The 14,559-nt window shown below is 67.6% G+C and carries 16 protein-coding genes; 11 read left to right on the top strand and 5 right to left on the bottom strand.

The annotated features are described in order from the left end of the window. Window positions 1-83: 83 nt before the first annotated feature. Genes FDA38_RS27650 through FDA38_RS27615 form a run of 8 tightly spaced genes read left to right on the top strand, consistent with a single transcriptional unit; the run spans window position 84 to window position 7,560 of the window. Complete coding sequence (locus FDA38_RS27650) at window positions 84-929, top strand: NAD(P)-dependent oxidoreductase (protein ID WP_137257060.1); 846 nt, start codon at window positions 84-86, stop codon at window positions 927-929. After that, complete coding sequence (locus FDA38_RS27645) at window positions 926-1,822, top strand: carbohydrate ABC transporter permease (RefSeq protein ID WP_137257059.1); 897 nt, start codon at window positions 926-928, stop codon at window positions 1,820-1,822. Before FDA38_RS27650 ends, FDA38_RS27645 begins: the two co-directional genes overlap by 4 nt. Further along, the gene (locus tag FDA38_RS27640; protein WP_137257058.1) at window positions 1,819-2,700 is read left to right on the top strand and encodes a carbohydrate ABC transporter permease; all 882 of its coding nucleotides are present in this window, start codon (window positions 1,819-1,821) and stop codon (window positions 2,698-2,700) included. The genes FDA38_RS27645 and FDA38_RS27640 overlap by 4 nt, the downstream gene beginning before the upstream one ends. Window positions 2,701-2,716: 16 nt before the next feature. Further along, entirely contained in the window at window positions 2,717-4,054 is a 1,338-nt protein-coding gene (locus FDA38_RS27635; protein ID WP_137257057.1) for an ABC transporter substrate-binding protein, read from the top strand. After that, the gene (locus tag FDA38_RS27630; protein ID WP_137257056.1) at window positions 4,054-5,205 is read left to right on the top strand and encodes a CaiB/BaiF CoA transferase family protein; all 1,152 of its coding nucleotides are present in this window, start codon (window positions 4,054-4,056) and stop codon (window positions 5,203-5,205) included. Before FDA38_RS27635 ends, FDA38_RS27630 begins: the two co-directional genes overlap by 1 nt. Next, window positions 5,202-5,975, top strand: a complete 774-nt coding sequence (locus FDA38_RS27625; protein WP_137257055.1) for an enoyl-CoA hydratase — start codon at window positions 5,202-5,204, stop codon at window positions 5,973-5,975. Before FDA38_RS27630 ends, FDA38_RS27625 begins: the two co-directional genes overlap by 4 nt. After that, window positions 5,972-6,817, top strand: coding sequence for an amidohydrolase family protein (locus FDA38_RS27620; protein ID WP_170989894.1), 846 nt, complete (start codon window positions 5,972-5,974; stop codon window positions 6,815-6,817). The genes FDA38_RS27625 and FDA38_RS27620 overlap by 4 nt, the downstream gene beginning before the upstream one ends. Beyond that, window positions 6,814-7,560 (top strand): RraA family protein, encoded by a 747-nt coding sequence (locus tag FDA38_RS27615; RefSeq protein ID WP_137257053.1) that lies wholly within the window; start codon window positions 6,814-6,816, stop codon window positions 7,558-7,560. Before FDA38_RS27620 ends, FDA38_RS27615 begins: the two co-directional genes overlap by 4 nt. Here the strand turns inward: FDA38_RS27615 and FDA38_RS27610 are convergent. After that, a complete protein-coding gene (locus FDA38_RS27610; protein WP_137257052.1) occupies window positions 7,557-8,486 on the bottom strand; it encodes an NAD-dependent epimerase/dehydratase family protein in 930 nt (309 codons plus the stop codon). The genes FDA38_RS27615 and FDA38_RS27610 overlap by 4 nt on opposite strands. Window positions 8,487-8,600: 114 nt before the next feature. Between FDA38_RS27610 and FDA38_RS27605 the strand changes: the two genes are divergently transcribed. After that, on the top strand, window positions 8,601-9,560 hold the full coding sequence (locus FDA38_RS27605) for a GlxA family transcriptional regulator (protein WP_137257051.1): 960 nt from the start codon (window positions 8,601-8,603) through the stop codon (window positions 9,558-9,560). 46 nt (window positions 9,561-9,606) lie between these two features. On the opposite strand, the gene FDA38_RS27600 is transcribed toward FDA38_RS27605, so the two are convergent. Further along, entirely contained in the window at window positions 9,607-10,485 is an 879-nt protein-coding gene (locus tag FDA38_RS27600) for an SDR family oxidoreductase (protein WP_137257050.1), read from the bottom strand. Between the two features lie 83 nt (window positions 10,486-10,568). Here FDA38_RS27600 and FDA38_RS27595 point away from each other — a divergent pair, with 83 nt between their 5' ends. Next, window positions 10,569-10,763, top strand: a complete 195-nt coding sequence (locus tag FDA38_RS27595) for a hypothetical protein (RefSeq protein WP_137257049.1) — start codon at window positions 10,569-10,571, stop codon at window positions 10,761-10,763. Here FDA38_RS27595 and FDA38_RS27590 read toward each other — a convergent pair. From FDA38_RS27590 to FDA38_RS27580, 3 genes are all read right to left on the bottom strand, one after another. Then, window positions 10,760-11,137, bottom strand: a complete 378-nt coding sequence (locus tag FDA38_RS27590; RefSeq protein ID WP_137257048.1) for a VOC family protein — start codon at window positions 11,135-11,137, stop codon at window positions 10,760-10,762. The genes FDA38_RS27595 and FDA38_RS27590 overlap by 4 nt on opposite strands. Beyond that, on the bottom strand, window positions 11,137-11,754 hold the full coding sequence (locus FDA38_RS27585; RefSeq protein ID WP_137257047.1) for a flavodoxin family protein: 618 nt from the start codon (window positions 11,752-11,754) through the stop codon (window positions 11,137-11,139). Before FDA38_RS27585 ends, FDA38_RS27590 begins: the two co-directional genes overlap by 1 nt. A 78-nt stretch (window positions 11,755-11,832) precedes the next feature. Next, a complete protein-coding gene (locus FDA38_RS27580; RefSeq protein ID WP_137257046.1) occupies window positions 11,833-13,329 on the bottom strand; it encodes an FAD-dependent oxidoreductase in 1,497 nt (498 codons plus the stop codon). A gap of 123 nt (window positions 13,330-13,452) precedes the next feature. Here FDA38_RS27580 and FDA38_RS27575 point away from each other — a divergent pair, with 123 nt between their 5' ends. Beyond that, entirely contained in the window at window positions 13,453-14,559 is a 1,107-nt protein-coding gene (locus FDA38_RS27575; protein ID WP_137257045.1) for a carboxylate-amine ligase, read from the top strand.

Below are 14,559 nucleotides of genomic sequence, written 5' to 3'. Positions count from 1 at the left end.
TCTTGTCAGCGTCGACTAACTATTGTAGACAATAGTTCATAGACGCAGTCCTCGTAACCAGGCTGGTGAACTGGAGGCGTTCCGTGGCCGATGAGATCGATCGTTCGCTGCCGGTGGCCTTCGTCGGCCTCGGCAACCTGGGGCGTCCGATGGCCCAGACCCTGGTCCGCGACGGCTGGCGGGTGAAGGCCCACGACCGGGATCCTGCCCGGGCCGAAGGGCTTGACGTCGTGGCCGCGCCGGCGGAGCTGGCGGAGTGCGGGGTGATCGCGCTGGCGGTGCCGGATGACGACGCGGTGGACGGGTTGGTGAGTGAGCTGACCCCGCTCCTGGCGCCGGGCTCGGTCTTTCTGGTCCACAGCACGATCCTCCCGGCGACGGCGAAACGCCTGGCCCACAAGGCGGAATCGGCCGGACTGGCGCTGCTCGACGTACCTGTAAGTGGGGGAGCGGAGCGAGCGCAGACCGGGACGCTGACGGTGATGGCCGGCGGGCGGAGCGACGTAATCGAGCGGGTTCGGCCGGTTCTCGACTCGGTCGCGGAGACCGTCCTGCATGTGGGGCCGGCCGGTGCGGGTGCGGTGGTGAAGCTCGCCAACCAGTTGATGATGTTCGCCGCACTCGCCGGCGTCCAGGAAGCGCTGGAGCTCGCCGCGGCGTACGACGTACCCGAGCAGACCGTGCTGGACGCGGTGTCGACGAGCACGGGCGAGTCGTGGATCACCCGGAACTGGGGCTTCTTCGACCGGGTCGCCGCGGCGTACGACGAGGCCGGTACGCCGGTCCGCGATCGCCCGTGGAGCAAGGACCTGTGGGACATCGTCGTCGCCGCGCGCGACTGCGACGTACGGGTTCCGGTCGCCGGTCTGCTCGCCCAGCAGCTCGCCGAGCGGGTCGAGGCACACGCCCGGAAGGGGACTGCTTCGTGAAGAGCTCCCGCACCGGCCGAGAAGGCCTGACCGCCTACCTGTTCCTGAGCCCTTGGCTGATCGGGATCCTGCTGCTGACGCTCGGCCCGATGCTGTACTCCGCCTACCTCGCGTTCACCAGCTATGACCTGCTGAGCCCGCCGCGATGGATCGGCCTCGACAACTTCCACCGCATGTTCACCGCCGACCCGCGCTACCTGTCATCGGTGCGCGTGACCTTGGTGTACGTCGTTGTGTCGGTGCCGCTGCTGCTGATCGTGTCGATGGCGCTCGCCCTCCTGCTGAACAAGGGGATCCGGTTCCTCTCCGGCTATCGCGCACTGTTCTATCTGCCGTCGCTGATGGGTGCGAGTGTCGCGATCGCGGTTCTGTGGCGGCAGATCTTCGGCGGCACCGGACTGGTCAATCAGGTGCTCGCGCTGTTCGGCATCAATCACGGCAGTTGGGTCGGCAGCCCGGGTACGGCGTTGTGGACGATCGTGACGCTCAACCTGTGGGCGTTCGGCGCGACGATGATCATCTTCCTCGCCGGGCTGCGACAGGTGCCGGCCGAGCTGCACGAGGCGGCGGCGGTCGACGGCGCCGGACCGGTCCGCCGGTTCTTCAGTGTCACGCTGCCGTTGATGACGCCGCTGATCTTCTTCAACCTGCTGCTGGACACGGTGCACGCGTTCCAGGCGTTCACCGGGGCGTTCGTGGTGAGTCGCGGATCGGGTGGGCCGGCCGACTCCACGCTGTTCTACACGCTGTACCTGTACCAGCAGGGATTCGCCGAGCTGAAGATGGGCTACGCCTCCGCCATGGCCTGGGCCCTGGTGATCGTGCTGGCCGCCTTCACCGGCTTCCTGTTCCTGACCGCCAAACGCTGGGTCTACTACGGAGACGAACGATGACGACCGTGTCGATCACCGCGCGGCCGTGGCTCGGCCGGCGCCGCACCCGCAATCCGCTGGTCATCGGGATCGTCCGGCATGCGGTGCTCATCGCCGTACTGGTGGTGATGCTTTATCCGGTGGTGTGGATGGTCGCGGCGTCGTTCCGCCCGACGGCCGAGGTGATGAACAGCCTCGGTCTGCTGAGCCGCCACTACACGTTGGACAACTACCGGCACGGGTGGAGCGCGGGGCAGCTCGACTTCTCGCGGTACTTCCTGAACTCGATCGCGATCACCGCGCTGTCGATCGCCGGGAATCTGTTCTCCTGCTCGTTGACCGCCTACGCGTTCGCCCGGCTGGAGTTTCCGTTCAAGCGGATGTTGTTCGGGCTGCTGCTCGGCACGATGTTGTTGCCGTACCACGTGACGCTCGTGCCGCAGTACATCTTGTTCAACCAGTTGGCGTGGATGAACACCTACCTGCCGCTGGTGGTGCCGAAATGGCTCGGCACCGAGGCGTTCTTCATCTTCTTGATGGTCCAGTTCATCCGCACGCTGCCGCGGGAGCTCGACGATGCCGCCCGGATCGACGGGTGCGGGCACTGGCGCACGTTCCTGCGGATCATCATGCCGCTGGCCCTCCCGGCGCTGGGCACCACGGCGCTGTTCACCTTCATCAACACCTGGAACGACTTCCTCGGTCCGTTGCTGTACCTGAACCGCCCCGAGCTGTGGACGGTTTCGCTCGGTCTGAACTCCTTCCTGGACGTGACCGGAGAGTCGGCGTACGGCTCACTGTTCGCCATGTCCACCCTCGCGCTGGCACCGATCGTCGGCTTCTTCCTGGGCGCCCAGAAGCTGCTGATCGAAGGCGTCGCGACCACCGGCCTCAAATAATCCCCTGGAGATCCTGATGAGAAAGCGATTCGGTACGACGGCACTCGCCTGCGCCGCGCTGCTGGTGGTTGCCGGGTGCAACGGCACCTCGGTGACCAACGACAGTGCCGGCGGCGGTGACGGCCAGGACGGCAAAGGCGACGTCACCGGCAAACTGCAGCTGACCTTCTGGGGTGGAGCGGCGCGGGCTGCGAAGACGAACGCGGTCACCGACCTGTTCGTCAAGGCGCACCCCGGCGTCACCATCGACCGGCAGAACGCGGACTTCGGCAACTACTTCAACAAGCTGAACATCCAGGCGTCGAGCCACACCCTGCCGTGCGTGATGCAACTGCAGGGCCGCCAGCTCAACGACTACACCAAGCGCAAGGTGCTGCTGCCGCTGGATCCGATGATCGCGTCCGGTGCGATCAAGGTCGACGACATCCCGAAGGAGGTCGTCGACACCGGCCGCGGCCCGGACGGCAAGCTCTACTTCCTCCCGTACGGCGCGGCGTACGACGCGGTCGGCGTGAACGAGACGCTCGCGGAGCAGACCGGGGTCGGCCTGCCGCCGGACGGCTATACGTGGGCGCAGTACGCGGACTGGATGACGCGGGCGTCTGCCAAGCTCCCGAAGGGGACCTTCGCGGCCGGGTCGCGCGGAGGGCTGCCGAATTACTTCATCGCGTATCAACTTGCTAATGGCAAGCAGTTGTTCACCGACGACGGCAAGCTCAACTTCACCAAGGAGTCGCTGGTCGAGTACTGGACGATGTGGGAGAAGCTGCGCAAGTCGGGCGTCACCATGAGCGCCGACGCGCAGGCCGACGAGCCGGAGGGCGCCGAGCAGGGCTTCATTGCTCAGGGCAAGCTGATGACCGACAGCATTCCCGGCAACGCGCTGACGCCCGCGTCCGCGACCCTGGCGACCAAGCCGGGCGGCCAGAAGCTGACCACGCTGCCGATGCCGTCCGGTCCGTCCGGTGGTGGCAACGCGATGTTCACCTCGGGCTTCGCGATCCCGACGAACTGCGACAACGTGCCGACGGCGGCCGCCTTCATCGACTTCTTCACCAACGATCTCGAGGCCGGCAAGCTGTTCAAGTCCGACAACGGCGCTGCCACGAACCAGAAGGTGCTGCAGGCCCAGATCGACGATCCGCAGCTGCCGGCGCTGAAGAAGCACGAACTCGAGCTGTACCAGCAGATCGTGGCGAAGAAGCCGCCGACGATCCTGTACCCGCCCGGCTACCAGGCGACCTTCGAGTCCACCTTCACCCGCTCGTACGAGGAGATCGCGTTCGGGAAGAAGACGGTGGAGCAGGCGGCCGACTCGTTCTTCACCGAGGCGAACGCGGGGTTGGGCGGCTGATGACGGAACCGGCGGGGGCTCTGGACGGGCTGCGGGTGCTGGACCTCACCCAGGTGATGGCGGGGCCGTTCTGCACCATGCTGCTGGCCGACCTGGGCGCGGACGTGATCAAGATCGAGAACCCGCGCGCAGGTGACCAGACGCGACGGTCCTGGGGGTACGCCGTTCACGGCGAGGACAGCCGCGCGTTCCTCGCCCTCAACCGGAACAAGCGCAGCGTCTGCCTGGACCTGAAACAGCCCGACGACCTGGCCGCGTTCCTCCGGCTGGCCGAGACTGCCGACATCGTGGTGGAGAACTTCCGCCCCGGCGTGACCAAGCGGCTCGGCGTCGACTACGACACCCTCGCGGCCCGCAACCCGGGGCTGATCTACGCCAGCGTCTCCGGGTTCGGACAGACCGGCCCGTACGCCGATCGGCCGGGGTACGACCTGATCGCGCAGGCGATGTCCGGAGTGATGAGCATTACCGGCACCCCGGGCGGCACACCCGTGAAGAGCGGGCTGCCCGTCGGCGACCTCGGTGCCGGCATGTTCTGCGCTCTCGGCATCGTCGCCGCTGTCCACGCCAGGACGAGGACCGGAGAGGGGCAGTACGTCGAGACGTCGTTGTTCGAGGCGGCGCTGGCGATGTCGGTGTGGGAGTCCACCGAGTACTGGGCGACCGGCCAGGTCCCGCAGGCGCTGGGCTCGGCCAATCGGATGTCGGCGCCGTACCAGGCGCTCCGGACCAAGGACGGGTACCTGACGCTGGGCGCGAACAATGAGCGCCTGTGGCAACGACTGTGCGCGGTCCTGGAGGTCACCGAGTTGCTCACGGATCCACGCTTCGTGACGAACCCCGACCGGATGGCGAACCGTGACGAGTTGGCCGCCGTACTGGAGACCAGGCTGGCGACCGGGACGACCGATGAGTGGGTGGCTCTGTTGCTGGACGCCGGCGTGCCGGCCGGTCCGATCCAGGACTACCGGCAGGTGCTGGACGAGGATCCGCATGTCAAGGCTCGCGGCATGGTCCAGGAGGTCGATCACCCGGTCGAGGGACGGGTCCGGGTCCTGGGGTCGCCGGTACGGCTGAGCCGGACGCCGGCGCGGATCCGGCGGCATCCACCTCTGCTCGGTGAGCACACCGAGGAGGTCCTCGGCGAATGAGTTCTGTGGAGCTCGAACGCGACGGGCCGATCCTGCGAGCGACACTGTCCAACCCGGGCCGGCGGAACGCGATCACCTGGCCGATGTACGACGCCCTGGAACAGCTTGAGCCGACCGTCGCGGGGGATCGCGGCATCCGCGTCGTCGTACTGCGGGGCGCCGGTGGCGAGGCGTTCGCGGCCGGCACCGACATCCGTCAGTTCACGGAGTTCACCATCGGCGCGCAAGGTGTCGACTACGAGCACCGGGTCGGTCGCGTGCTGGCGTCGTTGCTGCGGATCCGGGTGCCGGTCGTCGCTGTCGTTGAAGGACCTGCGGTCGGGGCCGGCTTGGCGCTGGCCGCGTGCAGTGACCTCGTCGTCGCAACTCCGGATGCGGTCTTCGGCGCGCCCGTGGCACGGACGCTGGGAAACACGCTGCCGCCGGTCGTACTGGCGCGACTGTTCCAGCGGCTCGGGGCCGGGCGGACGATGGCGATGGTGCTCTCCGCACGGTTGCTCTCGGCAACAGAGGCGGCGGCGGCCGGTCTGGTCAGTGACGTCGTCGAACGGGCACCGCTGGACGAGCACGTCGATGAGTTACTCGCGAGGATTTGCGCCAATGCGCCGCTCACGTTGGAGTCGTTGAAGGAGATCGAGCGGCGCGTGCTGCGGGACGGTGCTGACGCTGCGGCGGACGACGTACTGGCGGCGGTGTATGGCAGTCACGACTTCCGGGCTGGTGTCGCGGCGTTCCTCAGACATGAACGAATCGAATGGGAGGGTCGATGACGGTGATGGACGCGCACCACCACTTCTGGCGGGTGGATGCGCAGGACCAACCGTGGCGTGACGATCGGCATGGGGCTATCGCGCGCGATTACACCCCGGACGATCTTGCTGCAGAGCTCGCCGAGGCCGGGGTGGAGCAGACGGTCCTGATCCAGTCGGTGGACGAGCCGGCGGAGAACGACCGGTTGATGCGGTACGCGGCTGAGGCGTCGTACGTGGGAGCCGTGGTCGGATGGTTGCCATTGGCTGACCCTGCCGCGGCTCGAGCCGAGTTGGAGCGCAGCGGAAGCGGCGTCCACGGTGTGCGATGCCTGGTCGGGCGGGAGCCACTCGATTGGCTGAACAAGCCAGACTCGGTGGCGTTGTTCACCGAGCTCGCCGAGGCCGGGCTGAGCTGGGACGTCGTACCGGTGACTGCTCAGCAGACGGACGCCGTCGTGGCGTTGGCGCAGGCTGTGCCGGAGTTGCGGATCGTCGTCGATCACCTGGGCCGGCCGCCGATCGACTCCGATGGATGGGAGCCGTGGGCAACGCAGCTCGGTCGGCTCGCCGCCTGCCCGCAGATCGGTCTCAAAGTGTCGCTCGGGATCGATCTGCTCACTGCCCTGCCCGGATGGCCGGACGAGCTGGATCGCTATCTGACGTGGGCGGTCGAGTGCTTCGGCCCGGATCGCCTGATGCTCGCGAGCAACTGGCCCGTGGTCTTGCTGCGGGCGTCGTACCAGGACGCCTGGTCGGCGCTGCGCTCGGCAGTAGAACACCTGCTGCCGTCCCCGGATGAACTCGCGGCCGTGCTCGGAGGCACAGCCGCTCGCTACTACCGAACGAAAGGTCGATCATGACAGTGAGCCCTGAATCCGCCGATGCCAACGATCTGTCCAGCCTGTACAAGTACCTGCGGGTGGTGGACGTAGCCGACGCACTCGACGGCATCGGGTACTTCGACGTCGGGCTGATGTCGCCCGAGGTCCGGCCGCTGTGGCTCGGGATGAAGTTCTGGGGACGGGCCGCGACGATCCGCGCCGTACCGTCCAACCGGCCGATGTGGAAGCTGGACTCGACCCAGGACATCGTCGAGGCACACCGGATCTGGTTCGAGGAGACCGGCAACGTGCGGCTGCCCGGCGACCTGGAGCCCGGACACGTCGTGGTGATGGACGCGGGTGGCGGCAAGGAGGTCGGGTTCTGGGGCTCGGAGAACGGGATGGGCGCGGTGCAGGCCGGTGCCGCCGGCATCGTCACCGACGGGTACTGCCGTGACACCGCCGAGATCGTTGCCCAACGCACCCCGATCTGCTCCCGCGCCCGCGGCCGCACGATCATCCCGGGCCGGATCAAGGTGGTCGAGACGCAGACCACCGTCGCGTGCGGCGGCACCCAGGTGAACCCCGGCGACATGATCGGCTGCGACGACGACGGCGTCATCGTCGTACCGGCCGAGGTCGCCGACGAGGTCGCGGTTCACGCCCGGGCCATCCTGCTCGCCGACATGCGCGCCCGCCGCAAACACTACGAAGCACTCGGCATCAAACCGGACACCTCAGTCGACCACGAAGCAGTCGAGGCCTACTACGCAACGGTTTAGCCGGCGGTTGTTGCGTGGTGCTTGGCCATCTCGCTCAGTACGACGTCGACCGCGGTCGGTTGGATGCCGAGGATGGAGGTGGTCGGCGAGGCGTCGAGGATGGTCGGCCGATCGAGGAGATACCTCATCTCGGACAGTTCGGCCACGATCGAATCCTGTCGGCCGAGTTGTTCCAGCTCGGCCGCGGATAGCTCGCTCAGTCGCGGGGCAGGTACGTCGGCAGCCTCGGCGAGCCGGATCGCCAACGCCCTGGCGGAGTCGTCCGACGTGGACGGCACCAGCCAGGGTCGGCCCCAAGAGTGGTCCGAGCGAGCGGCCGCGATCAGCGTACGTGCTGCGTCCTCCGTGTAGGACCAACTGTGCGGTGCATCCAGGTCGCCCGGGAACGCAGCGGGTTCGCCTGCGAGGACGCGCGCTCCGATCATCAACGTGAAGGGCGAGACGGCGCCGGCGCCGAGGAAGTCGCTGGCTCGGACTTCTGTGACCCGAACGCGTCCAGCTTCGTGCGCTGCCAGCGCGTCTTCCCACATCCGGGCGCGGACCTTGCCCTTCACGCTCGTCGGCGCAAGCGGGAGATCTGCTGACAACGGTCCCTCGACAGCGCCGTACGCATAGATGTTGCCGAGCATCACGTAGTCGGCGCCAGATCGTTGAGCCGCCGCCAGATTCGCGGCGGCCAGCGGTGGGAACAGTGCCGGCCACTTGTCGTACGGCGGCATCGCGCAATTGAAGATGGTCTGCACACCGGCCGCGTGCTCGGTCAGCGCGGCCGCGTCGTTCGCGTCGGCGGGCACCCGTTCGATCCGCGGGTGCGCCGGCCCGCTACCTCGGCGGGACAACAGTCGGACCTCATCTCCGCCGTCTGCCAGTTGACGCGCGACGGCCGCCCCGGTGGCGCCGGCGCCAAGGACGAGATAGGTGGTCATGGCTCTCCTTCGTCTGACATCTCCTGCGCCCGGCCTCGGGCGCTGAGTCGATCTTCGGAGCGAGAGCGCGGCTACGATAGTGGCTCGAATGCCACGTGTCAGGAGAATCGGGCCATGCATCGCGTCGCTGTTGTCGCAGTACCGCCGGTGACCACCTTCGACCTGTCGATCCCGGACCTCGTGCTGGGTGCGGTGATGATCGACGGCCGGCCGGGGTACGACGTACAGATCTGCACGGCGCAGCCCGGGGCGGTCGCGTCGCAGGGCCGGGTCGAGGTGATGGTTGCGCAGGGCCTCGAAGCGATCGACGAGGCGGACTCGGTGTTCGTCACCGGCACGTCGGCTCGAGACGACATCGACCCCCGCATCCTGGCGGCGCTCCGTCGGGCGCATGCCGCCGGCAAGCGGGTGGTCTCGATCTGCACCGGCGCGTTCGTCCTCGCCGAAGCGGGTCTGCTGGACAACAGGCCGGCGACGACGCACTGGGACAGGTCGGACGAGTTTCGCGCGCGGTTCCCTCTGGTCGAGCTGAGACCGGACGTGCTGTATGTCGACGACGGCGACGTACTGAGCTCTGCTGGGCTGACTGCGGGCATCGATCTGTGTGTCCATCTCGTCCGGCGGGATTACGGAGCTGCCGCGGCGAATACCGTTGCTCGTCTCGTGGTCGCTGCACCGGTTCGCCTTGGCGGGCAGGCGCAGTTCATCGAGTCACCGCTGCCGAGCGAGACCGATACCTCCCTTGCCACGACGCGGGAGTGGGCGTTGCAGAGGTTGAGCCGCCCGCTGACCCGCGCGGACCTGGCCGACCACGCCGGCGTCAGCGTCCGGACCCTGGCGCGACAGTTCCACGCCGAGACCGGTGTGAGTCCGTTGCAATGGCTGCTCCACCATCGTGTGGTCCGAGCACGCGAACTTCTCGAAACCACCGACCTGCCGATGGACCAGGTCGCCCAGCTGAGCGGCCTTGCAACCTCCGACTCGTTACGCCAACACCTGACGCGCCGCACCGGCCTCAGCCCATCCGCCTACCGCGCAACCTTCAAACCCCCATCCCCGGAGCAACTGAGGTGACGAGTTGGTCGCGCGCTGCTGCGGGAGTTCGTCCGCGTGTCGATCATCAGGGGAGGGGGCGGCCGCCGGTGGCGCCGATGCGTTCGCCGGTGATGTAGGTGGAGTCGTCGGAGGCGAGGAAGACGTAGAGGGGTGCGAGTTCGGCGGGCTGGCCGGCTCGGCCGAGTGGGGTGTCGGCGCCGAAGTCGCCGACCTTGTCGGCGGGCATCGTCGCGGGGATGAGCGGCGTCCAGATCGGCCCGGGTGCGACGGCGTTCACCCGGATGCCCTTCCGAGCCAGTTCTTGAGCCAGTCCCTTGGTGAAGTTGAGGATCGCCGCTTTGCTGGTGGCATAGTCGAGCAGGTTCGGCGACGGCTCGTACGCCTGGATCGAGGTCGTGTTGACGATCGCCGATCCCGCCGAAAGGTGCGGGAGCGCGGCTTTGCACAGCCAGAACATCGCGTAGACGTTGGTCTTCAGCACCCGGTCGAACTGCTCGGTGGAGATCTCCGCGATCCCTTCCTGCGACATCTGGTACGCCGCGTTGTTGACCAGGATGTCGATCCCGCCGAGCTCCTGCACGCACTCGTCGACGAGCCGCCGGCAGTGCTGCTCGTCCTGGATATCGCCGGCCAGCGCGGCCGCCGTACGCCCGGACTCACGGACGAGGCGGCAGGTCTCGCGCGCGTCCTGTTCCTCGGTTTCGAGGTGCGAGATCATCACGTCCGCGCCCTCACGCGCGAACGCCAGAGCAACCGCGCGTCCGATTCCCGAGTCGCCGCCGGTGATCAACGCTCGCTTGCCGGTCAGCTTCCCGCTGCCGCGATAGGTCCGCTCGCCGTAGTCCGGCTCCGGGTTCATCGCCCCGCTGCGCCCGGGATGCTCTTGAGTCTGTGGCTCCTGTTCTTCCGGCCCGGCGTACCTGGTTGTCGGATCGCTGCTCATCATCTGCCCTTCGTCGTCGCGTGCTCTCGCGGTACCCGCTGCCTGCGCCCCGCACGCCCGTCCCAGGCGAGTGCCCTGCATAGATGGCCATCGGGCCGGACTCGGGATCGATCGCCACAACGACGAGACCGATCGCGCGGCCGGTCGGCGGATCGAGTGCCCGACGCTGGCCCTGGTGCCGCCAGGTCGAAGGACACGGCATCAAGTCCGGCCACCACATGGCAGAGCAGGCGCCGGAAGAGCTGGCCAACAGCTTGTCCGCGTTCCTTCGAGGCTAGTAGCCGGGCAGGAAGAGGCACACGAGGTGACCGTGGGGATCGCGGATGACGCGCACGCCGTCGGGTTGTGGCTGATGTGACTCGACGGTCGCGCCGAGCTTGACGGCGCGCTCGACCTCGCGATCCAGGTCGTCGACCTGGACGTCGAGATGTGCCTGCATCTGCTGGACGCCTGGGTGCTGCGGCCAGACCGGTGGAACGTGGTCAGACTCAAGCTGGAAGCTCAGCCCCGGCCTCTCGTGCTCAGGGTGACGCAGCCGGACCCATCCCGGCTCCCGGCTCATCTCCACCCAGCCCAGCAGCTCACGATAGAAGTCGGCCAACGCGGGCGGATCGGGGGTTCCCAGGACAGTGGCGGCAAGTTGTGCAGTCATCAGTCGCCCTCGATTGCTGGGTATTGCTGGTCGCGGAGGAGGCGGGCCAGGTGGGCGGCGTTCGCGGCGGCGGTCTTGGTGGTGAGGCCGGTGGTGTCGGGCTTCGGACCGGCGTCGTTGTAGTCGACCGAGCCCATCGCCTCTCCCACCCAGTACGTCGCCCCCGCGGCCGGGATCGTGAACCCGACGTCGTTCAACGCCTGCAACACCTCTGCGGTGACGTGATGAGCGCCGTCTTCGTTGCCCACGACACCGACCACGGCGACCTTCCCGTACACCAAGGGCCGGCCCTGCTCGTCCTTCTCGGACAGCTCGGCGTCCAACCGCTCCAGGACCATCTTGCACACGCTCGCCGGCTGCCCCATCCAGATCGGGGTCGCGATGATCAAGATGTCCGAGGCAAGCACCTTCGCCCGCAGCGCCGGCCATTCGTCGCCGTCGCCCTCGTCGACACTGACCCCGAACCGGACATCATGGTCGGCCACCCGGGCCAGCTCGCCGTCGACGTCATGGTCGGCCAGGGCGGTGAGCAACTCACGCCCGATCAGCTCCGAACTCGACTTCGCCGGTGACTTCTTCAGCGAACAACTCAGCACCAACGCCCGCAACGTTGCCATCCGCAATCTCCCTTCCACGCTTCCGAATCACCCGGTTGCCATCGAGAGACGGTCGGAAACCGTCGGCCGGGCAACTGCTCAGTTGTCGGGCTTGGCCAGTGAGGTTGTCGCCGGGCCGTCGAGGACGGAGCCGTCGGGTGTGAAGCGGGAGCCGTGGCAGTTGCAGTCCCAGGTGGTGTCGCCTTGGTTCCAGCGCAAGGGGCACCCGAGGTGGGTGCAGACGGGTACGACGGTGTGCAGGCGACCGTCGTGATCGCAGTACGCGCCGACTGTCTTGCCGTCGAGGTCGTACAGGCCGCCTTCGCCGACCTCGACGTGATCGAGCCCGCGGCCGAGGATCCGGCTGAGGTGCCCGGTGGCGAACTCCTTGCCGACCTTGAGATTGTCCTTGACGAGTTCCGCGACTGCGCGTGCGTCGCCGATGCGCCTGGCGTCGTACAGCTCGCTCCAGGGATTGTCGCGGCCGAGAATGGTGTCGCGCAAGATGCCGGCGGCAACGGTTCCGTTGGTGAGGCCCCATTTGTTCATGCCGGTCGCGATCAGGATCGGCGAGCCGGGCGCCCTGCCGACGTACGGGAGCAGATCCGGGCTGCTGTAATCCTGGGCCGACCAGCGATAGTCGGGCTGCGCATCGGTGTTCCAGAGCGATCCGACCCAGTCGATGAGACTCCGGTACGCCGCGTCCGTGTCCTGCTCGGCGCCGGTTTCGTGGCCGGCGCCGACCACGATGAGTCCGTTGGGTCCACCGCCTGGCCACGGTCGTGTAGAGCGCACGGGTGCGTCGGCGGAGATAGTCATGGTGGCCGGTGCCTCGACTGGTAGCCGTACGGCGATCCCGTGTGACTGGTTCGGTCTGGTGCGGGCGAAGTACCCGCCCACGGTGCCGATCGGCAGCAGCGTGGCGACCACGACGTGTGCTGCGCTGACTCGTGGCCCGACCGCGGTCAGCGCCTCGACACGGCCGTCGCTGGCATCGAGTTCGGTGACTCGGCTGTGCTCGTGAATCCGCCCTCCTGCCTCGACGAAGGCGCGGGCGAGCCCGGCGAGGTAGCGGAGCGGGTGGAGCATGACTTGGTCGTCGAAGCGCACAGCGGAGGTGCCCTGTTCCGGAAGTCCCGTCTCGTCAGGTTCTGCGAGCTGTGCAGGAAGACCGAGATCCCACGCGACATCTGCTTCGCGCTGCAGATTGCTTGCTGAGTAGACGAACGACGGGCCTCTGGTCAGCTCACATTCGATACCGAGCCGGTCAACCAGCAGTGCGATCTGGTCGACCGCGCCCTGGTTGGCCGAGGCGTACTGCTCGGCCTTGTGGCGTCCGTGCCGGTCGACCAGATTTGCATAGATGGCGCCGTGCTGCGAGGTGACCTTGCCTGTGGTGTTGCCGCTGGTTCGAGCGCCGATCCGCGCGGCCTCGAGCAGTACGACGTCGGTCCCCTCCTGCTGCAGGTACAGCGCGGTCGTCAGTCCGATCACGCCGCCACCGACGACGAGAACGTCGCAGTGCTGGTCGCCGGCGATTGCGCCGTACTCCGGAATCGTCGCAGTCGCCTGCCAGACCGAGCGGTTCGTCGTCATCATCACTCGCCTCCGGCCGGTGCCGCCCCCGCACAGACGCTGTCTGCGCTCGATCCGGGTACCCACGTCTCATCCGCCTATGCGTCTGAGGGTTGGCTTAGGAACGGGAGGTAACAGGATGGCGTGACCAACACCAAGTCCGCCGTTCCGCCGCCCGACGCCGGGCGGCTCTGCGCGTTGTTCTCCAGCACCGTTGCAGGAACTGTGGGACTCGAGGAAGAGTTGCTGGTGGTACGTCGCGGGAGCTGGTTACCCGCGGATGCCGGCGCGGTGGTTGCGGGAGTGGGGGACCCTCGGGTCAAGCGTGAGCTGCCGGCCTGCCAGCTGGAGATCGCGACGTCCGTTCACGCTGACGTGGCTGAGGCGGTCGAGGAGCTGCGTAGGTGCCGGCAACTCGTGGCCGACGAGTGCGGCTCGGACGTGGCCGCGATCGCGGCGCCGGTTCACCCCCTCGTCGACGGACCCGTTGAGTTGTCGTGCACCGAACGGGCAGCGAGGCTCGCGGAGCGGTATCGCGAGGTGGTGGGGCGGCAGTTGGTCTCCTCGCTGCAGGTGCACCTGGCGTTCGGTGACGCTGATTGCACGCTGGGTGTTTACCACGCGCTGCGGGATCGACTGCCGGAGTTGGCTGCGCTCGCTGCGACCTCGCCGTTCGCTGCGGGACGGGATACCGGGCTCTGCTCGGTGCGCCCGGTGATCGCCTCACAGCTGCCTCGACAGGGTGTTCCGCCGATCATCGCCTCGTGGGAGCAGTACGCCGATGACCTGTCCTGGGCTGTCCGGGGAGGTGCCGTGGCTGACGCGTCGGAGTGGTGGTGGGAGCTGCGACCGCACATCCGCTACGGCACGCTGGAGCTGCGGGTTCTCGACGTACAGGCAACCGTGGAACGGACCAGCGCTGTCGCCCGGTTCGTACACGCGCTCGCCGCGGCGCTTGCCGACCTGCATCGCCTAGGCGCTCTTCAGCCGCCCGCGCCGACCTGGAGGATCGCGGAGAACCGCTGGTCCGCCCTCCGCGACGGCGTCGGAGGAGAGCTCCTCGATCTACGAACGGGTGTGTCTCGATCGACTCGGAGCTGCCTTCACGACCTCGTCGACATCGCCGAGCCGTACGCGAGTGGCGGCCTGGACGACGTACGTGCGATGGTCGAACACCCTGTCGTGGATGAACTCCGAGCCCTCGGCCCAGACCGCGTCGTTCCGTGGCTCGCGACGGCTTTCACCGCCTGA

The sequence above is a fragment of the Kribbella jiaozuonensis genome, assembly GCF_005233875.1.
Lineage (GTDB): Bacteria > Actinomycetota > Actinomycetes > Propionibacteriales > Kribbellaceae > Kribbella > Kribbella jiaozuonensis.
Note: the sequence above shows the minus strand (reverse complement) of the source record. Positions and strands in the feature narration are given on the sequence as shown.